This window comes from Polynucleobacter sp., from assembly GCF_030693775.1.
In the GTDB taxonomy this organism is placed as follows: Bacteria; Pseudomonadota; Gammaproteobacteria; order Burkholderiales; family Burkholderiaceae; genus Polynucleobacter.
In genome coordinates this window covers 177,850-199,286 of the sequence record NZ_JAUXZY010000004.1, presented here as the reverse complement: position 1 = coordinate 199,286, position 21,437 = coordinate 177,850, and the positions used below count along the sequence as shown (strand labels likewise).

The window sequence follows — 21,437 nt, the reverse complement described above, 5'->3', positions numbered from 1 at the left end:
AATACCTTAGAGCAGTTTGCTTTCGGCGACATCGGTTGAGTCAGAGCTGCCCGATAGCACCAAAATATCGTTCTCGAGTAGACACAGATCCGGACTAAGGGGGAGTTTCACGTAATCATCACCGCCGACTTTGCGTCTTACCGCCTGGATTGCTACGCCTTCTAAATCTGGGCCAATCTCGTGCAGGGTTTTACCAATTGCATGCGACCCAGCAAGTAAAGTCAGCGTGTGTAAACGCCAAGAATCATTCTCTTCCAAGTCATCGCCTTCCGATCCCCGAAAGTAACCGCGCAATAAGCCATAGCGGGCCTCTCGTGCTTCGGTTACGCGGCGCACCACTTTGCGCATTGGCACACCCATAATCAACAGCACGTGGGAAGCCAACATCAAGCTGCCCTCAATCAACTCGGGTACCACTTCCGTTGCACCCGCTGCCTCCAGTTTTTTCAAGTCTGAATCATCCTTAGTACGAACCAGCGTGGTCATACCCGGGCGTAAACGCTCCACTTGATAGAGCACCTTTAAGCTCGCGGCCGTATCCGCAAAAGTCACGACAACCGCTTTAGCACGCGCAATGCCTGCCGACACCAAGTAATTTTCTCGGCTAGAGTCGCCGTAAACCACCTGATCGCCAGCCATGCTAGCTTCTGCAACGCGATCAGGATCTAGATCTAATGCAATGTAGGGAATTTTTTCTTGATCGAGCATGCGTGCAAGACTTTGCCCTGCACGGCCAAAGCCGCAAATAATGATGTGGTTTTCATGTCGAACACTTTTTGCCGCTACCCGGGTTAAGGCCAAGGACTGCAGTAGCCACTCGCTGCTTGCGAAGCGCAAGGCAATGCGATCGCTATATTGAATCAAGAAGGGCGCCCCAAACATCGATATCAACATCGCTGCGAGCAGTGCCTGGCTTAGTGCTGGGTCAATCAATTTCAAGCCATCAATTTGATTCAAGAGCACAAAACCAAATTCACCGGCTTGGCATAAACACAAACCAGTTCGAATCGCCACACCTGCGCTGGCGCCAAAGGCCCTTGCTAATGCAGCGATCATGGCGAACTTAATGATGACGATTATCGCCAATAGGGCAAGCACTAAGACCCATTGATCCAGAATCACATGCAGATCCAAAAGCATGCCTACTGTGATGAAAAACAATCCCAAGAGCACATCGCGGAAAGGCTTGATATCCTCTTCCACTTGATGACGGAAAGGAGTTTCTGAAATCAGCATGCCAGCCAAAAAGGCACCTAAGGCCAGCGACAAACCCAAATGCTCCGTGATCGCAGAAAAGCCTAATACGATCAACAGCAAGTTGAGCATAAACAATTCTTGCGAACGAAATTGCGCAACCAACTTAAACCACCGGCTCATCATTTGACGCCCAACAAAGAAGATCAAAAATAAGGCAATCGATATCTTGATCAGCGCAATTCCTAAGGCAAAAAAGAGGTCTTTTGGATCCTTGCCAAGTGCAGGCAGTAAAATGAGTAAAAAGACGACTGCCAGATCCTGAAACAAGAGCACGCCAATGACGTTACGGCCATGCCCTGCTTCGAGCTCACCCCGATCTGAGAGCAACTTCGTCACAATGGCAGTAGATGACATGGATAGAGCGCCGCCCAAGGCCAGCGCCGCCTGCCAGCTCATGGGGTAGACCCAGCTCAGTAAAAAACTACTGAGTACGGCCAAAACCATAGTTAGAAGCACCTGACTGGCGCCCAAACCAAATACGATGGAGCGCATTGCCCGCAGCTTTTGAAGGTTAAATTCCAGGCCAATGGAGAACATCAAAAAAACTACCCCAAACTCTGCCAAATAGCGCACTGTTTCGGAGTCGCTGGCAATTCCGAAGGCCTTTGGCCCGATTAAGACGCCAATGGCTAAATAGCCCAAAATTGGCGGCAAGCCAAAATAGCGGAAAATAAGGACTCCGGCAACGCCGGAGGCCAGCAAAATGAGGGTTAACTGAAGGACTGACGGCATATACTCATCCCATGATAGCGAAGACGCAAGACCAAATCCTAAAGCTCGCGCGCGATACCCTCACGATTGAGGCAGATGCGCTCATTACAATGCGCAACCGCCTTGAAGGCGCCGGTGCTGATGCCTTTGCATTAGCCATTCATTTGTTACAACAGTGCAAAGGCCGCATTGTGGTCTCAGGTATTGGCAAATCGGGGCACATTGCCCGCAAAATTGCTGCTACTTTTGCCTCCACTGGATCCCCCGCTTTTTTTGTACATCCTGCGGAAGCAAGTCATGGAGATTTGGGGATGGTGACGCGCGATGATGTCTTTGTCGCCCTCTCGAATTCCGGCGAAACCGCAGAGCTGTTAACCATCATCCCAATCATCAAGCGCACCGGCGCCAAACTCATTGCCCTCACCGGCAAGCCAGCGTCATCGCTAGCGAAATTGGCAGATGCACACCTGGATACCGGCGTTGAAAAAGAGGCTTGCCCACTCAACCTAGCCCCCACGAGCAGCACAACAGCCGCCCTTGCGATGGGCGATGCATTGGCAGTGGCTTTGCTCGATGCCCGCGGTTTTCAGGCGGAGGACTTTATTCGCTCGCATCCCGGAGGGCGTCTTGGACGCAAGCAGTTGATGTATGTGAGCGATGTGATGCGCAGCCTTGCGGAAACCCCGAGCATTTCGATTGATGCAAATCTACCAGCCGCCCTTTTGGAAATGACGGCCAAAAAAATGGGGATGGTTGTCATGCTGGCTTCGGACTCGACGGTCGCCGGTATTTTTACCGATGGGGATCTGCGCCGCTTGCTTGAAAAATCAACTGACCTGACTGGGGTCACTCTAAAAGATGCGGTTACCAGTAAACCTCGCACCATTCCACCTGAGCTGCTAGCAGAAGAAGCGATTGAGATGATGGAAAAGCACCGCATTAACCATTTGCTTGTAACAGATCCACATGGCCATTTATTAGGCGCCCTCAATCTGCACGACTTGTTTGCTGCCAAAGTCCTTTAAGAAACGATTCGTATGCCAATTGCATTTAATCCACACCAAACCAACCCATCGGTGGAATTTCCGCAGGCATGGGAACGGGCGGCCCAGGTCAAGCTACTCGTTTTAGATGTCGATGGCGTGCTCACCAATGGCCAGGTATTTTTTGGTCAAGATGGTAAAGAGTTGATGAAGGCCTTTGATATTCAGGATGGGCTTGGCATTAAGTTATTACAGCAATGCGGCATTGAAACCGCCGTCATTACCGGCAGAAACTCCAAAATGGTGCTCGCCCGCTGCGAAGAGCTAGGGATTAAGCATGTATTTATGGGGGTAGAGAACAAAGCAATCGCGCTCAGTGAATTACTAAAGCGCACTGCCCATACGGCTGCAGATTGCGCTGTCATGGGCGATGACTGGCCCGATTTACCGATGATGAAACAGGCTGGCCTGCGCGTTAGCCCCGCCCAAGGACACGAGGCCGTGCGCGAGTTTGCGCACTTCGTTACTTCCAAGGCTGGTGGCTACGGCGCGGTTCGCGAACTATGCGATCTCATTCTGAAAGCGCAAAACCGCTATGAAGCACTGCTAACGCAGGCGCGCAACTAAATGCAAGTCAATATGGCCCAAGTCAAGCTGGGCACTGTTCGTACCATTCTTCGCTTAATGCCTTTGCTGCTAATGGGTGGACTGACTTTGCTCACCTTTTGGCTAGTTCAAAAAAATACACCCTTACCCATCAATGTGATTGAGCGTCCACGCCTGCATGAGCCGGACTACACCATCAAAAATGGGGCACTCTCCTACCTCAACGAGCAAGGCCAAACGAAGTATCGAATTTTAGGTAAAGAGTTGATTCATTACGATGACGATGCATCGATTGATATTGTGCGTCCCAGAATGCGATCTTTCCAGCCAGATAAGGCGCCCGTTACCGTTCGTGCGCAGCGTGGTCACATCGATGGCGATTTAACTATCTTAGATCTATTCGATAACGTCGAAATCTACAGGCCGCCACAAAGCGCAAACGAAACCCAAAAGGCCAGCCCCTATATGTTGGCAAAGTCGAGCTACTTTCAGGTCTTGATTAATGATGACATCATCACAACGGATAAGCCGGTAGAGCTCGAGCAAGGTTTATCTGTTATGCAATCGAATGACGGCGGTGTATTTGATAATGTGAAGCAGAGCATGCAGTTACTTGGCACAGTCAAAGGGCGCATCGAACCCGCACAACAAGGAACCCGGTAAGACGGATGGATACGCGATTGATTTCCCTCCTCATGTCTTTTGTATTTTTTGGACTCAGCTTAGTCACGGGTCTTGCGCTAGCTGAAAAGGCAGATCAAGATAAACCATTGATCCTCAATGCAGACTCCGTATCGATTAATGAGGTCGAGCAAAAATACAAACTGCAAGGCGATATTCTCTTGATTAAGGGCAGTATTGTGGTGACCGGCGATAAGGGCGACATTCTGGTTGATCCAGAGGGCTATCAATTCATTGAAGTGAAGGGCAACGCAAAATCGCTGGCAACATTTCGACAGCGCCGCGAAGGGCTGGCGAATGAGTTTATGCAGGGGCTCGGCAGAGACGTTAGTTACAACGGCAAACAGGAAGTGCTGATTTTGCTTGGCGATGCCAATATGAAGCGTTTACTAAATATGCAAATGCGCGATCATTTACGCGGCGGGAAAATAGAATACCGTGACGATACCCAAGAATACCGTGTGAGTCCGCCGCCCAATCAGCCCAAAAGCGCTCTACCATCCTCAAGGGCTGTTTTAGCTCCTCGTAGTAAAGTAGTAACTCAATGAATACCGCATCTGTAGCCACCCCAACACTGATCGCAAGCAACCTGCAAAAGCGCTACGGATCTCGAACCGTTGTTCGGGACGTTTCGATTGAAGTGAAATGCGGTGAGGTGGTTGGGCTGCTTGGCCCGAATGGTGCCGGCAAAACCACGTCGTTTTACATGATTGTTGGCCTTGTTCCACTCGATGGCGGCAATATTAATTTAGATGGAAAAGAAATTAGCCATTTACCGATTCATGAACGTGCTCGCATGGGCCTGTCCTACCTCCCGCAAGAGGCTTCCGTATTTCGGAAGCTCAATGTTGCTGAGAATATTCAAGCCGTACTAGAGTTACAAGCTCAAGGTGGTAAGGTGCTAAGCAAAAAAGAAATTCGGGCGCGCTTAGATGAGCTCCTGGGGGAGCTGCAGATTACCCATCTGCGCAATAATCCAGCGCTATCGCTCTCCGGTGGTGAGCGGCGACGTGTTGAAATTGCCAGGGCACTTGCCTCTCAGCCTAAATTTATCTTGCTCGACGAACCGTTTGCAGGCGTTGACCCCATAGCAGTTGGGGAAATTCAGCGCATCGTTCGCTTTCTTCGGGATCGTCAAATTGGGGTGTTGATTACCGACCACAATGTGCGTGAAACATTAGGTATATGCGATCACGCCTATATTATTAGTGAAGGCAGCGTCCTGGCTGCCGGCAAGCCAGATGAAATTATCGAGAATGATGCTGTCCGGCGCGTGTATCTGGGTGAAAATTTCCGTATGTAATTTACTGTAAATGTGATTTACTAGTAGTTCGTTTCTACTCTGGAGGTATTGCTTATGAACTTAAAAATCAACAGCCGTCATCTTGAAGTTACCCCCGCAATGCGTACCCATGTAGAGTTAGGAATGAGTAAAGTTCGAAAGCACTTTGATCACGTGATTGACGCGACTGTTTTCTTAATGATCGACAATGCCAAAGAAAAAGATTTACGGCAAACCGCGGAGTTAACGATTCACCTCAAAGGCAAGGATTTGTACGCTGAGGCACATAATGCCGACCTCTACCACGCCATCGACGCTGCTGTGGGCAAGCTAGAGCGGCAGGTGGTCAAGCACAAGGAAAAGGTGCAAGACCACCACCACGAAAAACACCCGGAATAAGCGGATCGATTGGGCTAGTCATATAATCAATTGCATATGAATGCCCTACTTGATCTTTTCACTACAGACTGCATTGCGCTTCATAGCCCTGCCAAAAACAGAGCTGAAGCTTTTGCGCTAGCAGGCTCTCTATTTAGTCAGCGTTTAAACCTTAGCTCCGACCTCATTGTTTCGTTTTTAAATGCGCGTGAGGATTTAGGTTCCACCGCCTTGGGTGCTGGGGTTGCAATACCGCATGGCAGAGTCAAGGGATTAAAAGAACCTGTGGCAGCATTGGTTCGGCTGAATACACCGATTGAATTTGCTGCTCCCGATGGCCTACCTGTATCGATACTCATTTTTTTACTGGTGCCTGAAAAAGCAACGCAGCAACATCTAGAAATCCTTTCTTCGATTGCGCAACTTCTCTCCGATCCCGATACGCGTAGCAAAATCAATGCCGAAAGTGATCCAGCAAAGGTGGGCCTGCTATTACAGGAATGGAGTACCTGATTTATGTCACAACATCTGCTGCTTGAGGGTCTCACCGCGCTTCAGATTTTTGATGACAACGTCTCGGATCTCAAGCTATCTTGGATTCGTGGCCTAGAAGGAGCTGATCGTAAATTTCCAACCGAAGCGGTACGCGCAGCTGCGGCCTCCTCTGACCTGGTTGGTCACCTTAACCTGATCCACCCCAGCCGCATTCAAATATTTGGCGAGCAAGAGGTTGATTACCACGCCGACCTGACCGCCGAACAGCGTCATGCTCAAATTGCCAATCTGATTTCAAAAACGCCGCCCTGTGTGATTGTGGCGGATGGCCGAGTAGCCGATCCCGATTTGGAGTTGTTTTGCCAGCGCTCCTCCACTCCGCTCTTCACCACTCCCGTTTCAGCAGCTGAGGTCATCGACCATTTACGGACTTACCTAACCAAAATTGGAGCACCTCAAGTCACCATGCACGGGGTCTTTATGGATATTTTGGGGTTGGGCGTCCTCATCATGGGTGAATCGGGTCTTGGCAAAAGCGAATTGGGTTTAGAGCTGATCTCCCGGGGGCATGGCCTGGTTGCTGATGATGCAGTAGATTTTGCGCGACTTGGTCCAGACTACATTGAAGGGCGTTGCCCCGTGATTCTGCGTGATTTACTCGAAGTGCGCGGCTTAGGCTTACTTGATATCCGCACTATTTTTGGTGAAACCGCAGTCCGCCGCAAACTGAAGTTACGTCTGATTGTTCAGTTGGTCCGCCGCAATGACGGTGAGTTTGAGCGCCTACCGATTGATGCCCAGTTTATTGATGTATTGGGAACGCAAATTCGTACGGTGAAAATTCAAGTGGCAGCAGGACGAAATCTAGCGGTGCTGGTAGAGGCTGCGGTCCGTAATACCATTTTGCAATTGCGTGGCATCGATACCTTGAAAGAATTCATTGAGCGACAGCGCGTACAAATGATTACCGAATCAGAGCAGCCAAAAATTCAAGGGCGCTTAATTTAGTATGCAGATCCATCTGATAACCGGGATCTCTGGCTCAGGTAAATCGGTTGCCCTCAGGGCATTTGAAGACAGTGGTTACGATTGCGTCGATAACTTGCCCGTGCCATTATTGGAAAACCTCATCACTGCGATGGAGAATGAAGGGCGTGAGTTTGTTGCAGTTGCAATTGATGCGCGGCGCGGCCAATCGATTGCAGAGCTGCCGACCCTCTTAGAAACCATTAGCAAAAAGCATCAAGTCCGAGTGTTGTTTCTGAATGCTGACACGAATACCTTAGTGCAGCGCTTCTCCGAAACGCGCCGTCGCCACCCTCTGTCTGCTGCTGTCAGCGCACAACAGAATCAATCGGCTACCATCATTGAGGCGATCGAGCGTGAACGTAGTTTACTGGATCCATTACGGGAGCAAGCCCATAGCATCGATACCAGTAATCTTCCATCGCATACCTTGCGCGCCTGGATTCATGAGCTTCTTAAAGAAAAGCCCAATGGCCTCACACTCATTCTGGAGTCATTTGGTTTTAAGAAAGGCGTTCCCAGCGAGGCTGACCTAGTCTTTGATGTTCGCTGCCTACCTAATCCCCATTACGACAAAGTGCTACGTCCGCTGACTGGGCATGATGAGCCAGTGAAGGCCTTTTTACGAGAGCTTCCGGTAGTCAAGAGTATGGAAGAAGACATCGTTCACTTTATTGAGAAGTGGCTGCCCAGCTACATTGCGGACGGCAGAAGCTATTTGACCGTTGCCATTGGTTGCACCGGCGGACAGCACCGCTCGGTCTTTTTGGTCGACCAACTCATGAGCTACTTTTCAAAGCAATCGGAGCTGCATTCGTGTATTGATCTGATTCAGCGCCACCGCGAGCTGGATTCCGCCCCTCCAAAAGCAGCCTGATCGGCTGGGGAAGTCCGTACTGCTCGAGCGTATCCAGCTCGGCCCAAATAAACTGATTTTCAGTTGACCCAATACTCCTGTCCAACTCTTTTTTTGCCTTGGCATTCAGGGCCATCTCATAGGTCTGAATCTGTAAAACGCGGTGGCTAAAAATATGTTTTATGCCCATACCCGTCCTCACTAACCCCCCAAACAAAGCCGGTGTTTTTTTAGAAGATAGGTTTGGCAGAATCAATCCGATCAGTTGCTCGCCCGTTAATGACTCTGCCTGTACTGTGGAGCTTAAGTCTATTGCCGTTTGCGCTTGCCATGGACTCTCAGGCAGCGACCAAAGACCGCCCCAAATGGCTTTAGCAGGACGCTTTTGCAATAGCACCGTATTGCCGTGGGTCAGAACGCCAACCGCACACGCAAATTGCGGCGACTTCTTTTTAATTTCTTTTTTTGGAATCGCAAGCACTTGATCTAAGGCCTTTGCCTGACACGAACCCTCAAATGGGCATGGTGCTTTTTGCGTCAAGCAAACCGGTTGTTTTGCGGTGCACCAGGTGGCACCAAAATCCATCAGTGCTTGGGTATACACCGGCATGTGCTGTGGTGATCGCGGAAGAAGTTCCGTAGCTAATTGCCACAGCGAATCCGTCACCTTCTTTTCTTGCAGCGCGCCACTAATACCAAATAGCCGTGCTAATACGCGCTTCACATTGGCATCCAAAATTGGCGCCCTAGCCTGAAAAGCAAATGCGGCAATCGCCCCTGCTGTTGATCGCCCAATGCCACTAAGGCCTTCTAGGGCCATAGGGTCGGACGGAAATTTCCCTTGGTATTGCGTTACGACTTGCTTTGCGCAAGCATGTAAATTACGCGCCCGCGAGTAATAGCCCAAGCCGCTCCATTCAGCCAATATCTCATCAATATTGGCGCGAGCCAAATGCACTACCGATGGAAAGCGCTTCATCATTTTGGGGTAGCGCTCCAGCACAGTAGCTACCTGCGTTTGTTGCAGCATGATTTCAGAGACCCACACAGCATAGGGGTCAGTAATGCTTTGCCATGGTAGTCCATGACGTCCATGCTTTTTATGCCACTGAATCAGTTGCTTTGAAAAGGATGCAATGAGAGCAGCATCGTGTGTCGGTTGCGTACTTAGCGCTTTTGGCATACAGGGCAAAAGTAAGTGGAACGCTGACCTTGAACAATCTGCTGAATCGGCGTCTTGCATACTCGGCAGGGCTCGCCCCGTCGATCATAGACCTTGCTTTCCATCATGAAGTAGCCCTGCTTACCCTCGCTATCAACAAAGTCACGTAAAGTACTACCGCCTGCGGCAATGGCTTTCGTTAATACCATGCGTACAGCGCTCGCTAGACGCGCACATTGTGGCTTGGTTAATTTTCCTGCCTGCTTTGCAGGATGTATTCCGGCCTCAAACAAACTCTCTGAGCAGTAAATATTGCCAACCCCGACAACGGCCTGCCCTGCAAGTAAAAAAGATTTCACTGCAACACTCCGTCCGCGCGAACAGCGGTAGAGAACTGCAGCGCCTCGCTCGTTCGCAAAATCAGCGGAAAAGGGTTCTGTTCCTAACTTACTAAGTAAGGGGTGATCCTCGATGGGACCGCTCTTATTTGCATGCCATAGTACCGCCCCAAATTTACGCGGATCATGTAAACGTAAGCTGCGCTTACCGAATACCAATACAACCCGGTCATGGGGCTTTAATGGTTCCTTGACTGGCAATACCCGTAGAACTCCCGTCATGCCCAAATGGATCAGCAAATACCCTTGATCCATTTGCAATAACAAATACTTTCCCCTGCGTTCAATGCCGTGCAGGGTTTGGCCCAGCAAGATTGCCCGCAGATTACGCGGCACGGGCCAGCGTAACCTGCCATCAATAATCAGGGTATCGGTAATCCGCTCCCCTTCTAGGTGCGGCTGTATTCCAAGGCGTGTGACTTCTACTTCTGGGAGTTCTGGCATAGGTGAATTGTAGATTCGGAGATTAGAATGTGCCTATGTTCCATTTAATGCATTTGCGCCTCACTGAAGCCCTGTTGCCTGCTCGCAAGCGTGTCATATTATTACTGGCTAGCGCATGCCTCGGCTGGGGTTCATTGGCGCATAGCAACCAAGGGGCTACTGGTGAGCAGGTTTTTGAGATCTTGGCCTCTGAGATCGCCCTCCAGCGGGGTGAGCCGGCGCTAGCCTACCAAACCTACCTGAGCCTAGCCCGTCAAACTGGCGATCCAAAGTTGGCCCAGCGCGCCATGGAGATTGCGATTGCAGCCAATGCCCCTGAGCTTGCGCTCGATGCGGCTAGCGCATGGGACAGCCTTGCTCCTGCAGGAGATACCAAGCCAAAAGAAGTGCTGGTTACCTTATTAATGCTCAATCAACGCTGGTCTGATTCTGTAAAACCCGCAATTGCCTTATTACAGAAACAAGATCCTGCGAGTCAAGAGCGCATTTTGAAACAGCTGCAACCACTACTGGGTCGCGCAGTGGATGAGGGCGCAGCAATGCGCGCCTATTTTGAAATTATCTCTGCACTCAAGCCCTTGCCCAGTGACTCTGGCATTTTGTATACCTATGCGATGGCAGCGGAAAAAGTGGGTCGCTTTGATGTGATGGAATCGACCCTGCGGCAAATTCTGAAAAAAACACCGAACGATGCCAATGCACTGAATGCACTCGGTTACTCCCTGGCCGATCGCAAGCAGAATCTGCCAGAGGCATTGGCCCTCATAACGAAGGCACACAACCTAGCGCCACAAGATGCCTTTATCTTAGATAGCCTCGGCTGGGTTAATTTCCGCCTAGGCAAACTGGAGCTAGCGCGCGACCAGCTGAGCAAAGCAGCTCAGATGAAACCCGAAGCAGAAATATCAGCGCACTTAGGTGAGGTGTATTGGGCCATCGGCAATCTAAACGCGGCCGAAAGCGCATGGCGTGATGCCGAACGAATGGATGCGAACAATGCCACCCTGCGTGAAACCTTAAAACGCTTCAAGCCCAACTGGGTAATGCCCAACCAGTCCACCAAGATTGTTTGGGATGGCCGCTTTTCGATTCGCATGAACGGCGGCGCTGAACGGCCTGCCGAGGGAGGCTCGGGCGGCTTCACCCTCAGCCAAGATGCGCTGAACGACACTTTGGAGATTCGTAATCCGGTCGGGGGCTCGATTGCAAAAATTACCATTACCCCCGGCGAAGCAGTGTTAGAACGTGACGGCAAAATAAGCAAAGCAATTGATGCAGATACCCTGATTCAGTCTGCATTAGGGCTGCCTTTGCCTGCGCGTGGCTTATCGGACTGGCTGCGCGGCCAAGTGCGGCCTGGTAGCCCAGCCAGCTTAGAACGCAGTCCCAACGGTATTGTTTCGAAAATCAGTCAAGATGGATGGAACTTATCCTATGTTTGGGGCGACAGTAGCAGCAAGCTAGAAAAACTAAATATGACCCGCAATACGAAAACAGGGCCAATCGATATCCGCCTTGTTTTTGATCAAATTGATGACTGATACGCTCACCCTTTTAGCGCCTGCCAAACTCAATTTATTTCTGCACATTATTGGCCGGAGGAAGGATGGCTATCACCTCTTGCAGTCCGCCTTTCAGTTAATTGATTGGTGCGATAGCGTTACCCTCTGCAGAACCAGTAGTAATCGCATTACCCGCATCAACCCCGTTCCCGGCATTGCTGAAGCTGATGACTTGGTGGTCCGTGCGGCAACTCTGCTACAGCGTGAGTGCGATGTGGCCATGGGCGCTGAAATCACCCTCAACAAAGTATTGCCGGTCGGAGCCGGTCTGGGCGGCGGTTCATCCGATGCCGCATCCACCTTAATTGGCTTAAATCACCTCTGGAACCTGGGCCTTTCACGCCCTGAGCTCATGGCACTGGGCCTGCAATTGGGCGCCGATGTTCCTTTCTTTATCCATGGAAGCAATGCCTTTGTGGAGGGAATTGGCGAGGCAATTCAGGCAATTAGCCTGCCCGAGCAAGGCTTTATCGTGATTTTCCCCAATCGCGGCATCGCCACCAAAGCGCTTTTTGAGCACCCTGAATTGACCCGTGATCACGCCCCGATTACAATAGACCGCTTTCTTGCATCTCCACTACCCCATCAGGCATACATCAATGACTGTCAGGCCGTAGCGATGCAGATTTGTCCTGAAGTGAAGGATGCGATAGATTGGATCACCGGGGCCCTGCCAAGCGCTAAGCCCCAAATGTCTGGTTCTGGTAGCAGCGTCTTTGCTGCGCTGCCGAGCCAGCTTGACGGTGCAAGTGCCGCCGCTCTATTGCAAAATCTACCTCGGGAGTGGATAGGCCGGATTGTTCGGGGGATAAATAAAAATCCCGCTTACAATTCCATATCTTCAGATTGACACTGTAGGGGAATCGCCAAGCTGGTTAAGGCACTGGATTTTGATTCCAGCATGCGAAGGTTCGAATCCTTCTTCCCCTGCCAACTTTCTTCTGAACAACGTGCTATGCGATATTCTGTCTAAAACTCCCCCAAACCTTCATAAGCCAAACTGCCATCATGAATTCTGAATTTTTGACTCTTTTTACTGGCAATGCAAATCCTGTTTTAGCGAACGCAGTAGCCAAAGAATTGAATCTTCCCATCGGCAAGGCGTTTGTCGGTCGGTTCTCGGACGGTGAGATTCAGGTTGAAATTCAAGAAAATGTGCGCGGTAAAAATGTCGTTGTTATTCAATCGACGTGCGCCCCCACCAACGATAATGTGATGGAGCTAATGATCATGATTGATGCTCTAAAACGAGCATCTGCAAGCCGCATAACGGCAGTGATCCCTTACTTCGGCTATGCACGCCAAGACCGTCGCCCCCGTTCCGCGCGGGTTGCTATCTCCGCCCGCATTGTGGCCAATATGCTGCAATCGGTTGCCGGCATTGAGCGCGTATTAACCATGGACCTCCATGCAGACCAAATTCAAGGCTTTTTTGACATTCCAGTCGACAACATTTATGCCTCACCCGTCTTATTGGCCGACCTGCAAAAGCAAAAAAGCAAAGACCTGATTATTGTTTCTCCCGATATTGGCGGAGTGGTTCGTGCCCGGGCGATGGCCAAGCAACTGGGTTGTGATTTAGCGATTATTGATAAACGCCGTCCCAAAGCCAATGTCTCGGAAGTGATGCACTTAATTGGCGAGGTAGAAGGCCGTCACTGCGTCATCATGGATGACATCATTGACACCGGCGGAACCCTCTGTAAGGCAGCCGAGGCCCTTAAAGAGCGTGGTGCCAAGGGTGTAACGGCCTACTGTACTCACGCCGTCTTGTCCGGCGGCGCAGTTGCTCGCATTGCTGCCTCGCAGCTAGATGAACTCGTGGTTACCGACACCATTCCCTTGACCGACGAAGCTCGGCAGGTTGAAAAAATCCGCCAACTCAGCGTTGCTCCCATCCTAGCTGAAACCCTCTCCCGCATTACCAAGGGTGATTCGGTCATGTCGATGTTTGCGGAATAAGCTTAAAAAAGCACTTTTGGCCTGTTTACGGCCTAAATAGGCCAAAAATACCAAGTTCACGCTATAATTGAAGGCTTTTCTGTTTGGTCGCGAACGGAAATTAACCTTAATTTGGGAGTCATCATGAAAATCGTAGCTTTTGAAAGAAGCGTACAGGGAACGGGTGCGAGCCGCCGCCTGCGCAACTCCGGTAAAACTCCGGGCATTATTTACGGCAGCAAAAACAAGCCTGAGGTCATCGAACTTGACCACAACGCCCTGTTCCATGCTCTCCGTAAAGAAGCATTCCACTCGTCTATTTTGGACATTGAAGTGGGTGGGAAGTCACAAAAAGTATTACTACGTGACTATCAAATGCATCCATTTAAGCCTCTGGTCTTGCACATTGATTTTCAGCGCGTTTCAGCGACTGAAAAAATTCATATGCGCATTCCGTTGCACTTTACTCACGCTGAAGAATCGGCTGCAGTCAAACTCGGCGGCGCCATCATCAGCCATATTGCCAATGACATTGAAGTTACCTGTTTGCCAGCTGACTTGCCAGAGTTCATTGAAGTGAACTTGAGCAAGATTGAAGTGGGTCACTCGATTCACGCTAAAGACGTTCCCTTGCCTAAAGGCGTTTCTTTGGTCTTGCACGTTGAGCAAGAGAATCCAGTGCTGGTTAACGCACGCGTACCAACTGTTAAGGCTGAGGCTGTGGAGACTGCAGTTGCAGCGCCTGCAGCAGCGCCAGATGCGGCAAAAGAGAAGGATGCCAAAGCGTAATTCTGCTTAGGTGTTTGATTCAGAAAGCCCGCTTCTGCGGGTTTTCTTTTTTGTAAGTAATGCTGTATTAACATTCCAGCCTCTAATACACTTTAGATCATGATTCGATTAATTGTTGGCCTTGGCAACCCAGGCAGTAAACACGAAACCGATCGGCATAACGCTGGATTTTGGTTTGTGTCGCTCTTGGCAAAACAGGCTGGAGTGCTGCTCGAGCAAGAAAAACGCTTTCACGGCAAGGTGGCGAAGGCGTCGCTGTATGGGCACGACATCTGGCTATTGCAACCTGATACCTTTATGAACCTCAGCGGTCAATCGGTGGGTGCATTGTCCCGCTTTCATCAAATTCAACCCGAAGAAATCCTTGTTGTCCACGATGAGCTCGACCTCAAAGCGGGGGTTGCGCGCCTGAAGTTTGCTGGCGGCACTGGCGGCCACAACGGACTAAAAGATATTCTGGCTCACCTCTCTAGCCCGGATTACTGGCGCCTGCGCATCGGCATTGGCCATCCTCGCGACCTACCTGGCCGGCTAATGGATGTTGCCGACTATGTTTTGCGTAAGCCTCTTCTGGAGGAGCAGATTGCGATTGATAGCGCCTTATCACGGTCGCTGGATGCAATGCCTTTGTTCTTAAAAGGGGAGACTGCGACTGCGGTGAAGGACCTGCATTCCAGCTGTTAAGGGCTGACCTCGGTCTTTTATGCTGCCTTGGCTGCCGTTAAGCGATGGTACTTTTGCATCAGATCATCATGCGTTTCCACATAATCAGGATGCAATGGAATGCAATCAACGGGGCAGACTTGCCGGCATTGCGGGGCATCAAAATGGCCTACGCACTCCGTGCACTTGTTGGGGTCGATCTGGTAAATCTCAATCCCCATAAAAATCGCATCATTAGGGCACTCGGGTTCACAGACGTCGCAATTGATGCACTCGTCAGTAATCAATAAAGCCATGTGCTTATTTGCCTTCGCCCTTCATGGCAGCCGTTTTTTGTAGCAACCATTTTTCAACTGATGGAAAAACAAACTTGCTGACATCGCCGCCCATGGTGGCGATTTCACGTACAAAGGTACCTGAAATAAACTGATACTGATCGGATGGCGTCAAGAATAAGGTCTCCACATCCGGCAAGAGGTAGCGATTCATCCCAGCCATTTGAAACTCGTACTCAAAGTCAGAGACCGCACGCAAACCACGCACAATCACGCGCGCCTGATGCTCGCGTGCAAAGTCTTTCAAGAGGCCCGTAAACCCAGCAATCTTGACGTTGGGATAGTGTCCGAGGACTTCTTTGGCAATCGCAATACGCTCCTCTAAATCAAAGAATGGACGCTTACTGCGGCTATCGGCCACGCCCACAATCACTTGACTAAAAATACTGGAGGCGCGACGCACCAAGTCCTCATGACCCCGCGTCAAGGGATCAAATGTTCCGGGATATACAGCAATGGTCATACATTGTTCTTTCGCTCTAACTGCAGATAGCCAAAGTTTAGCCCCTTCTGAGCTGAAATAGGAGCGCTTTTACTTGGCCTGCCGTCATTTCTTTGCTGCATTCCCAGTCAGGAATAAGGCTGTTTAACGCCTTTAAATCGCAGCCAACTGCGGTCTCGATGTAGATTTGGCCGCCGCCAGGGCCATCGCAAACGCGCCCCGCCTCGCGAACGGAGGACTCCAGAGCCGCGAAATCATCAAACGGGGGGTCTAGAAAAACCAGGTCCCAGGACGCGTTCGCCTGCCTTTTTAGAAAGCCTATGCCGTCGCCGTGCACCAAGTCAATTGCAGCATCCGCCGGAAACGACTGCAGATCGCTTAAGTTCCCCCGTAAATTGGTAAAGGCGGTTTTATCCCGCTCAACCAAGGTAACCGCACGCGCTCGCCGCGATGCTGCCTCAAAACCAAGAGCACCGGCTCCGGCAAAGGCGTCCAAACATCGCAGGCCATCTAAATTTTGACCCAACCAATTAAAGAGGGTTTCCCGAACCCGATCGGTGGTTGGGCGCAATCCAGGCGCATCAATCACCTTGATTAAGCGACTGCGCCAAACCCCGCCAATGATGCGTATCTTTTTTGACTGCATCGACTGCGGCATTGCTTACTTATTAATTCCAACCACAACAATTTGCATGCGGTTCATATCCAAATGCCGCTGAAAGGCCGCGCGTATTTGGCTAAGAGTCACTGCCTCAACCTGTTTGGTCCAGGTTTCCATGGTGTCGAGTGGCAAGTCATTCCAAGTGATGCCCGATAGGTTATCCAGCAGTTTGCGATTGCTATCCAGTCGCAATGGATAGCCATTGATTAAATTCGATTTAGCGGCCAGCAACTCTTGCTCGCTTGGACCATCTGCAATGAATTGGCTAATTGTTTTCTGCATCACTTCTAAACCCAAAATCGCTTGGTCTTTTTTTGTTTGCATGCCTGCTTCAAAAAACCCCGCATCCTTACCAGGCGCAAAATAACTATTAATACTGTAAGCAAGGCCGCGCTTTTCTCGAACCTCAGCCATCAAGCGGGATACAAAACCACCGCCACCGAGAACATAATTACCAACTAGCAGCGGGAAAAAATCCGGATTATTGCGTGTAATGGCCGTCATCCCCATGGCAATATGAGCCTGCTGTGTATCAAACGGAATCCGTACTTCGCGCTGACTCAATGGCCCTTGGGGGGTTTGCTGCATCACGGGTAGCGGGGCAATGGCCGGACCCGATTGTGGCAGACCGGCCAACAGAGTCTGCACGATGGCGTTAGCCTGGGCGCGATCTAAGTCACCAACGATATTGACACTGATCCGATCGCCACGATACAAACTGGTATGAAAGTTTCGTAAATCAGCAGTGGTGATTGCGGCCACTGTTTTGGGCGTCGAAAAATAGGCTAGCGGATACTTTCCGTAAACGGCTTTACGCAAGTTTTGCTGCAAGATGGTTTCTGGCTTGGTTTGGGCTTCGAGTAGCGCAGTAATCAGACGTTGCTTTTCACGATCAAGCACTTTGCTGTCATAGCTCGGCTTTGCCAGAATCAAGGAGGCTAATTGCACCACCTGCTCACGCAAATCAGTACGGCTTAAGCTGCGTATCCGCAATACCGTACGCTCACTGCTGGCTGCCACGCTAATACTAGCGCCAAGGTCAGCGATCTGATCCGCAATTTGTGCTTCATTCAAGCTCGACTTGCCACTACCCGTACCTAAGGTCAATAGCTGCGCTGCTAAAGCAGCGACGCCATTTTTATTCTCGGGGTCATACCGGCTGCCAGCATCAATCGAGACCTCTACATCAATGATGGGCAATGACTTGGTTTGAATAAAGTATGCTTTAGCTCCCTTTACGGTATCGAGGGTTTCAATTGGCAAAATGGCATTGGCGCTACTAGCAAATGCAAAACTAGCTAAACCAATCAATTGAAGCAAAGTTGATCGAATGTGGGTAAATGGACTCATATTTTTCTCGTTCAAAATGCTTTGAATGGCAACTTGGACGCCCCTCTGGCTTGTGGCTCTAAGGTCGCAATCGTCAGCGTATCGTCAATCAAGTACTTCTTAGCTACCGCCTGCACCTGTTCTGGTGTAACTGCCTGCAGTCGATCTAGGATGGGATCAAGTTGCTTCCATGAGACGCCTGCAATTTCAGCGCTACCAATTTCCATGGCTTGGCCAAAAATAGAATCGCGTTTGTAAATTTTGTCGGCCAAGATGCGCACCTGAATGCGCTTTAGTTCGGCCGCAGTAATGCCCTTGGTTTTAAGCTCAGATAAAACCGACCGGATACCGTTTTCTAGTTGCGCCACTGTCTTGCCTTGGGCCACAGTACCTAAGATAAAAAAGAGTTGTGGGCCACGGGCAACCATGTCATAACTCGCATCAATCGTATTAGCTACTCGGTCTTGTTTAACTAAAGCGCGATTCAGCCTTGCGTTGTCATAACCGTCCAATACTGCCGCTAATAAAGCGAGTGCATATGGCTCGTATTCTTCTATTTTTGCTGGGTCAATGTGCGGCACTTTCCAAGCCATTGCCAATTGCGGTGTATCAGCAGGGGCTTTCACAATCACCTGCTTACTACCACGTTGGGGCGGCTCGATTTGTGGCTTGCGAATGGGTAACTCACGCGCACTCAATTTTCCATAGCTTGCTTCAGCGATGGCCCGCACTTTTTCTGGATCAACATCCCCAGCAATCACAACCGTGGCATTGTTCGGCGCATACCAATCCCGATACCACTGGCGCGCATCATTGGGTACCATGTTTTCTAAATCATTCATCCAGCCAATAATGGGGTGACGGTAAGGCGTTGCTTTAAATGCGGTTGCCATGAGATTTTCATAGAGCAAGCCTGATGCTTTGTCTTCGGTGCGCAGGCGACGCTCTTCCATGACCACCTGGATTTCTTTGGCAAATTCGGCATCATCAAAATTCAGGTTATTCATTCGGTCTGCTTCGAGGTGCATCACTTCAGCTAATTTGCTCCGCTCAATTTGCTGAAAATAAGCCGTGTAGTCCATGGAGGTGAAGGCATTCTCGCGGCCGCCCATTGCGGCGACCCGCTTTGAAAAGTCGCCGGACTTGACGGTTTTGGTGCCTTTAAACATCATGTGCTCGAGCACGTGCGCCACTCCCGTACGGCCGTTCGTTTCATCCATTGAGCCGGCCTTGTACCAAACCATATGCGCTACTGTCGGGGCGCGATTGTCTTCACGAACAATCAATTTCAGGCCATTGGCCAGCCGGTATTCATGGGTCTGTGCCGTGTCGGGCTTCGCTTGCGCCTGTACTGGCTGAAATCCAGCCAGTACCATTTGGCACAGCAACACGAAAACGCCATGACGTAAATGGGAAGATTGCATTGACAAGACCGCCATCATGTTAGATTTAGTTGATAAGATGCACCTATAGAAAACGCATGCCCTCAAATGGATTGTATCGACAATGTTTGGATTACGTAAAACCCTAGGGTCCCTGTTTAAATCAAGCCGCACGGATGAGGCATGGTTTGACACACTGGAAGAGTCACTAATTCAAAGTGATGTTGGTTTACCCACTACGGAGCGGCTGATGCAAACCCTGCGTGCAGCCGCGAAGTCTGAAAAAGCCGCTTCCCCAGAAGCACTGCAAGCACTTCTGATTGATGCTGTCAGTACTCTGCTTTCCGGCCTAGAAGCCAATCCTAATCCTCTATTCATGCAATCGGCGTATCAGCCTGAAGTATGGCTCGTCGTTGGGGTCAATGGCGCCGGCAAAACCACGACGATCGGCAAACTCTGTCACCACTTTCAGTCGCAAGAGCGTGCCGTCCTATTGGCTGCCGGTGATACGTTTAGAGCGGCCGCACGCAATCAGCTCAAAGAGTGGGCTGTGCGCAATGGCGTAGACCTGGTAAGTCAAGAAAGCGGCGATGCTGCCGCTGTAGCGCACGATGCTATCCACGCCGCCATTGCTCGGAAAAGTGATGTCTTGATTATTGATACGGCCGGTCGCTTAGCTACTCAAGATAACTTGATGGAAGAGCTTAAAAAGGTCAAGCGCGTGATCGGCAAGGCCTTACCAGGGGCGCCACATCAAATCCTCTTGGTTCTGGATGGCAACACCGGTCAAAACGGAATTAGTCAGGTAAAGGCCTTTCATGCCGCGCTAGGCCTGACTGGCTTAATAGTCACCAAACTGGATGGCACAGCCAAAGGGGGAGTGATTTGCGCCTTGGCACAGACCTTCCAGGGGGAGGCTAAACCCCTCATCTTTGCGCTGGGTAAAGGAGAGGGTGTTCAGGACCTAGTGCCCTTCAATGCAAAGCAGTATTCGTCTGAATTATTCAATTAAATCAGTAAGTTATGAAATAATAAGCAAATTAGCACTCTCTTAAATAGAGTGCTAAAATGGTTGTATTCTTACTACTGATAATCACAAGTTAACAATGGTCCAAAAGAACATATTGAAGTCTCCTATTGCTGCTGCGCCATTTTCGTATCAAGGAAGTATGAGCGCCAGTCTCAGCACATCCATGCTGCCCTCCCTCGGGGTTGGCACATTAGATTCCTACATCGCATATGTCAATCGCTTACCAATGCTCAGCGCTGCGGAAGAGCTACACCTAGCGCAAGAGTTTCGACGCACTGAGAGCGTTGATGCTGCGAAAGGCTTGGTTCTCTCTCACCTGCGTCTGGTGGTATCGGTTGCGCGCCAATACTTGGGCTATGGAATTCCGCATGCAGACCTAATACAAGAGGGCAATCTTGGTCTAATGAAGGCAGTCAAGCGCTACGACCCAACGCAAGGTGCCCGCTTAGTTTCGTATGCTATTCATTGGATCAAGGCAGAGATTCATGAATACATTCTCAAAAATTGGCGCCTGGTTAAACTCGCCACAACCAAAGCGCAGCGCAAATTGTTTTTTAATCTGCGTAGCAATAAGCCCACACTCAATGCACTCAGCGCAAGCGAAGTCGAGGCCTTAGCAAAAGCTTTGGATGTAAAAGGCGCAGAGGTCCGCGAGATGGAAATGCGCTTAGCGGGTGGTGATGTTGCCCTGGATGGCGATGACTCTGATGAAGAGGCCTATGCGCCGATTCAGTGGCTGGCTGACGAAAGCCAAGAGCCAACGCGGGTGATGGCGGCAAACGATGCCAACCGTTTGCATGGGCCCCTACTAGATCAAGCCTTAAGTGGACTAGACGATCGCAGCCGTGACATTGTGCAATCGCGCTGGCTGTCGATGGATGCCGAGGGTAATGGCACGAAAACTTTGCATGAGTTAGCCGCAGAGTACGGCATATCTGCAGAACGGGTACGCCAAATCGAAACAGCCGCTCTGAAAAAAATGCGCGGCCTGCTCGAAGCATCGGCGGCCTAAAGCATTTCTGTT

At 50.3% G+C, this 21,437-nt stretch carries 24 protein-coding genes and 1 tRNA gene; 17 read left to right on the top strand and 8 right to left on the bottom strand.

All coding sequences use genetic code 11. The features are described 5' to 3' along the window. Positions 1-6 precede the first annotated feature (6 nt). Complete coding sequence (locus Q8M75_RS03810; RefSeq protein ID WP_305486353.1) at positions 7-1,989, bottom strand: monovalent cation:proton antiporter family protein; 1,983 nt, start codon at positions 1,987-1,989, stop codon at positions 7-9. A gap of 11 nt (positions 1,990-2,000) precedes the next feature. Here Q8M75_RS03810 and Q8M75_RS03805 point away from each other — a divergent pair, with 11 nt between their 5' ends. From Q8M75_RS03805 to rapZ, 9 genes are read left to right on the top strand one after another with little or no spacing between them, the layout of a single operon-like run. Next, positions 2,001-2,993, top strand: coding sequence for an SIS domain-containing protein (locus tag Q8M75_RS03805; RefSeq protein ID WP_305486351.1), 993 nt, complete (start codon positions 2,001-2,003; stop codon positions 2,991-2,993). A 12-nt stretch (positions 2,994-3,005) separates the two neighbouring features. Next, positions 3,006-3,578: an HAD family hydrolase gene (locus Q8M75_RS03800; RefSeq protein ID WP_305486348.1), complete on the top strand. Its 573-nt coding sequence runs from the start codon at positions 3,006-3,008 to the stop codon at positions 3,576-3,578. After that, entirely contained in the window at positions 3,579-4,220 is a 642-nt protein-coding gene (gene lptC, locus Q8M75_RS03795) for an LPS export ABC transporter periplasmic protein LptC (protein WP_305486347.1), read from the top strand. A 32-nt stretch (positions 4,221-4,252) separates the two neighbouring features. Beyond that, entirely contained in the window at positions 4,253-4,786 is a 534-nt protein-coding gene (locus Q8M75_RS03790) for an LptA/OstA family protein (protein WP_305486345.1), read from the top strand. After that, entirely contained in the window at positions 4,783-5,541 is a 759-nt protein-coding gene (lptB, locus tag Q8M75_RS03785) for an LPS export ABC transporter ATP-binding protein (RefSeq protein ID WP_305486343.1), read from the top strand. The genes Q8M75_RS03790 and lptB overlap by 4 nt, the downstream gene beginning before the upstream one ends. 54 nt (positions 5,542-5,595) lie before the next feature. Then, on the top strand, positions 5,596-5,919 hold the full coding sequence (gene hpf, locus Q8M75_RS03780) for a ribosome hibernation-promoting factor, HPF/YfiA family (RefSeq protein ID WP_305486340.1): 324 nt from the start codon (positions 5,596-5,598) through the stop codon (positions 5,917-5,919). Positions 5,920-5,955: 36 nt separating this feature from the next. Further along, the gene (locus Q8M75_RS03775) at positions 5,956-6,411 is read left to right on the top strand and encodes a PTS sugar transporter subunit IIA (protein ID WP_305486337.1); all 456 of its coding nucleotides are present in this window, start codon (positions 5,956-5,958) and stop codon (positions 6,409-6,411) included. Between the two features lie 15 nt (positions 6,412-6,426). Further along, positions 6,427-7,401: an HPr(Ser) kinase/phosphatase gene (gene hprK, locus Q8M75_RS03770; RefSeq protein ID WP_305488154.1), complete on the top strand. Its 975-nt coding sequence runs from the start codon at positions 6,427-6,429 to the stop codon at positions 7,399-7,401. A 1-nt stretch (position 7,402) separates the two neighbouring features. Continuing rightward, positions 7,403-8,296, top strand: coding sequence for an RNase adapter RapZ (gene rapZ, locus Q8M75_RS03765; RefSeq protein ID WP_305486334.1), 894 nt, complete (start codon positions 7,403-7,405; stop codon positions 8,294-8,296). On the opposite strand, the gene mutY is transcribed toward rapZ, so the two are convergent. After that, a complete protein-coding gene (mutY, locus tag Q8M75_RS03760) occupies positions 8,199-9,458 on the bottom strand; it encodes an A/G-specific adenine glycosylase (protein ID WP_305486332.1) in 1,260 nt (419 codons plus the stop codon). The genes rapZ and mutY overlap by 98 nt on opposite strands. Continuing rightward, entirely contained in the window at positions 9,443-10,279 is an 837-nt protein-coding gene (gene mutM / locus Q8M75_RS03755) for a bifunctional DNA-formamidopyrimidine glycosylase/DNA-(apurinic or apyrimidinic site) lyase (RefSeq protein WP_305486329.1), read from the bottom strand. The genes mutY and mutM overlap by 16 nt, the downstream gene beginning before the upstream one ends. 35 nt (positions 10,280-10,314) lie before the next feature. Here mutM and Q8M75_RS03750 point away from each other — a divergent pair, with 35 nt between their 5' ends. From Q8M75_RS03750 to pth, 6 genes are all read left to right on the top strand, one after another. After that, a complete protein-coding gene (locus tag Q8M75_RS03750) occupies positions 10,315-11,820 on the top strand; it encodes a lipoprotein insertase outer membrane protein LolB (protein ID WP_305486326.1) in 1,506 nt (501 codons plus the stop codon). After that, on the top strand, positions 11,813-12,691 hold the full coding sequence (ispE, locus tag Q8M75_RS03745) for a 4-(cytidine 5'-diphospho)-2-C-methyl-D-erythritol kinase (protein ID WP_305486324.1): 879 nt from the start codon (positions 11,813-11,815) through the stop codon (positions 12,689-12,691). The genes Q8M75_RS03750 and ispE overlap by 8 nt, the downstream gene beginning before the upstream one ends. A gap of 6 nt (positions 12,692-12,697) precedes the next feature. After that, positions 12,698-12,774 (top strand) — tRNA-Gln (locus Q8M75_RS03740). Positions 12,775-12,849: 75 nt separating this feature from the next. After that, positions 12,850-13,803 (top strand): ribose-phosphate pyrophosphokinase, encoded by a 954-nt coding sequence (locus Q8M75_RS03735; RefSeq protein ID WP_305486322.1) that lies wholly within the window; start codon positions 12,850-12,852, stop codon positions 13,801-13,803. Positions 13,804-13,926: 123 nt separating this feature from the next. Continuing rightward, entirely contained in the window at positions 13,927-14,571 is a 645-nt protein-coding gene (locus Q8M75_RS03730) for a 50S ribosomal protein L25/general stress protein Ctc (protein WP_305486319.1), read from the top strand. A 99-nt stretch (positions 14,572-14,670) separates the two neighbouring features. Next, positions 14,671-15,255: an aminoacyl-tRNA hydrolase gene (pth, locus tag Q8M75_RS03725; protein WP_305486317.1), complete on the top strand. Its 585-nt coding sequence runs from the start codon at positions 14,671-14,673 to the stop codon at positions 15,253-15,255. A gap of 17 nt (positions 15,256-15,272) precedes the next feature. Here pth and Q8M75_RS03720 read toward each other — a convergent pair whose 3' ends face one another. From Q8M75_RS03720 to Q8M75_RS03700, 5 genes are read right to left on the bottom strand one after another with little or no spacing between them, the layout of a single operon-like run. Further along, entirely contained in the window at positions 15,273-15,530 is a 258-nt protein-coding gene (locus Q8M75_RS03720) for a YfhL family 4Fe-4S dicluster ferredoxin (RefSeq protein WP_108469806.1), read from the bottom strand. A gap of 4 nt (positions 15,531-15,534) precedes the next feature. Continuing rightward, a complete protein-coding gene (gene coaD, locus Q8M75_RS03715; protein ID WP_305486314.1) occupies positions 15,535-16,032 on the bottom strand; it encodes a pantetheine-phosphate adenylyltransferase in 498 nt (165 codons plus the stop codon). A gap of 37 nt (positions 16,033-16,069) precedes the next feature. Then, the gene (rsmD, locus tag Q8M75_RS03710; RefSeq protein WP_305486311.1) at positions 16,070-16,669 is read right to left on the bottom strand and encodes a 16S rRNA (guanine(966)-N(2))-methyltransferase RsmD; all 600 of its coding nucleotides are present in this window, start codon (positions 16,667-16,669) and stop codon (positions 16,070-16,072) included. A gap of 3 nt (positions 16,670-16,672) precedes the next feature. Next, positions 16,673-18,022, bottom strand: a complete 1,350-nt coding sequence (locus tag Q8M75_RS03705) for a pitrilysin family protein (RefSeq protein ID WP_305486308.1) — start codon at positions 18,020-18,022, stop codon at positions 16,673-16,675. An 11-nt stretch (positions 18,023-18,033) separates the two neighbouring features. Further along, a complete protein-coding gene (locus Q8M75_RS03700) occupies positions 18,034-19,425 on the bottom strand; it encodes a pitrilysin family protein (protein WP_305486306.1) in 1,392 nt (463 codons plus the stop codon). 82 nt (positions 19,426-19,507) lie between these two features. On the opposite strand from Q8M75_RS03700, the gene ftsY reads away from it, so the two are divergent. Next, complete coding sequence (gene ftsY, locus Q8M75_RS03695; protein WP_305486304.1) at positions 19,508-20,395, top strand: signal recognition particle-docking protein FtsY; 888 nt, start codon at positions 19,508-19,510, stop codon at positions 20,393-20,395. A 157-nt stretch (positions 20,396-20,552) separates the two neighbouring features. Next, positions 20,553-21,425, top strand: coding sequence for an RNA polymerase sigma factor RpoH (gene rpoH / locus Q8M75_RS03690; RefSeq protein WP_305486302.1), 873 nt, complete (start codon positions 20,553-20,555; stop codon positions 21,423-21,425). Positions 21,426-21,437 lie beyond the last annotated feature (12 nt).

Bases quoted from the DNA above. Each gene is read 5' to 3' on its own strand.
- Q8M75_RS03810 (WP_305486353.1), bottom strand. From the start codon at position 1,989: ATGCCGTCAGTCCTTCAGTTAACCCTCATTTTGCTGGCCTCCGGCGTT.
- Q8M75_RS03805 (WP_305486351.1), top strand. From the start codon at position 2,001: ATGATAGCGAAGACGCAAGACCAAATCCTAAAGCTCGCGCGCGATACC.
- Q8M75_RS03800 (WP_305486348.1), top strand. From the start codon at position 3,006: ATGCCAATTGCATTTAATCCACACCAAACCAACCCATCGGTGGAATTT.
- lptC (WP_305486347.1), top strand. From the start codon at position 3,579: ATGCAAGTCAATATGGCCCAAGTCAAGCTGGGCACTGTTCGTACCATT.
- Q8M75_RS03790 (WP_305486345.1), top strand. From the start codon at position 4,253: ATGTCTTTTGTATTTTTTGGACTCAGCTTAGTCACGGGTCTTGCGCTA.
- lptB (WP_305486343.1), top strand. From the start codon at position 4,783: ATGAATACCGCATCTGTAGCCACCCCAACACTGATCGCAAGCAACCTG.
- hpf (WP_305486340.1), top strand. From the start codon at position 5,596: ATGAACTTAAAAATCAACAGCCGTCATCTTGAAGTTACCCCCGCAATG.
- Q8M75_RS03775 (WP_305486337.1), top strand. From the start codon at position 5,956: ATGAATGCCCTACTTGATCTTTTCACTACAGACTGCATTGCGCTTCAT.
- rapZ (WP_305486334.1), top strand. From the start codon at position 7,403: ATGCAGATCCATCTGATAACCGGGATCTCTGGCTCAGGTAAATCGGTT.
- mutY (WP_305486332.1), bottom strand. From the start codon at position 9,458: ATGCCAAAAGCGCTAAGTACGCAACCGACACACGATGCTGCTCTCATT.
- mutM (WP_305486329.1), bottom strand. From the start codon at position 10,279: ATGCCAGAACTCCCAGAAGTAGAAGTCACACGCCTTGGAATACAGCCG.
- Q8M75_RS03750 (WP_305486326.1), top strand. From the start codon at position 10,315: ATGTTCCATTTAATGCATTTGCGCCTCACTGAAGCCCTGTTGCCTGCT.
- ispE (WP_305486324.1), top strand. From the start codon at position 11,813: ATGACTGATACGCTCACCCTTTTAGCGCCTGCCAAACTCAATTTATTT.
- Q8M75_RS03735 (WP_305486322.1), top strand. From the start codon at position 12,850: ATGAATTCTGAATTTTTGACTCTTTTTACTGGCAATGCAAATCCTGTT.
- Q8M75_RS03730 (WP_305486319.1), top strand. From the start codon at position 13,927: ATGAAAATCGTAGCTTTTGAAAGAAGCGTACAGGGAACGGGTGCGAGC.
- pth (WP_305486317.1), top strand. From the start codon at position 14,671: ATGATTCGATTAATTGTTGGCCTTGGCAACCCAGGCAGTAAACACGAA.
- Q8M75_RS03720 (WP_108469806.1), bottom strand. From the start codon at position 15,530: ATGGCTTTATTGATTACTGACGAGTGCATCAATTGCGACGTCTGTGAA.
- coaD (WP_305486314.1), bottom strand. From the start codon at position 16,032: ATGACCATTGCTGTATATCCCGGAACATTTGATCCCTTGACGCGGGGT.
- rsmD (WP_305486311.1), bottom strand. From the start codon at position 16,669: ATGCCGCAGTCGATGCAGTCAAAAAAGATACGCATCATTGGCGGGGTT.
- Q8M75_RS03705 (WP_305486308.1), bottom strand. From the start codon at position 18,022: ATGAGTCCATTTACCCACATTCGATCAACTTTGCTTCAATTGATTGGT.
- Q8M75_RS03700 (WP_305486306.1), bottom strand. From the start codon at position 19,425: ATGCAATCTTCCCATTTACGTCATGGCGTTTTCGTGTTGCTGTGCCAA.
- ftsY (WP_305486304.1), top strand. From the start codon at position 19,508: ATGTTTGGATTACGTAAAACCCTAGGGTCCCTGTTTAAATCAAGCCGC.
- rpoH (WP_305486302.1), top strand. From the start codon at position 20,553: ATGAGCGCCAGTCTCAGCACATCCATGCTGCCCTCCCTCGGGGTTGGC.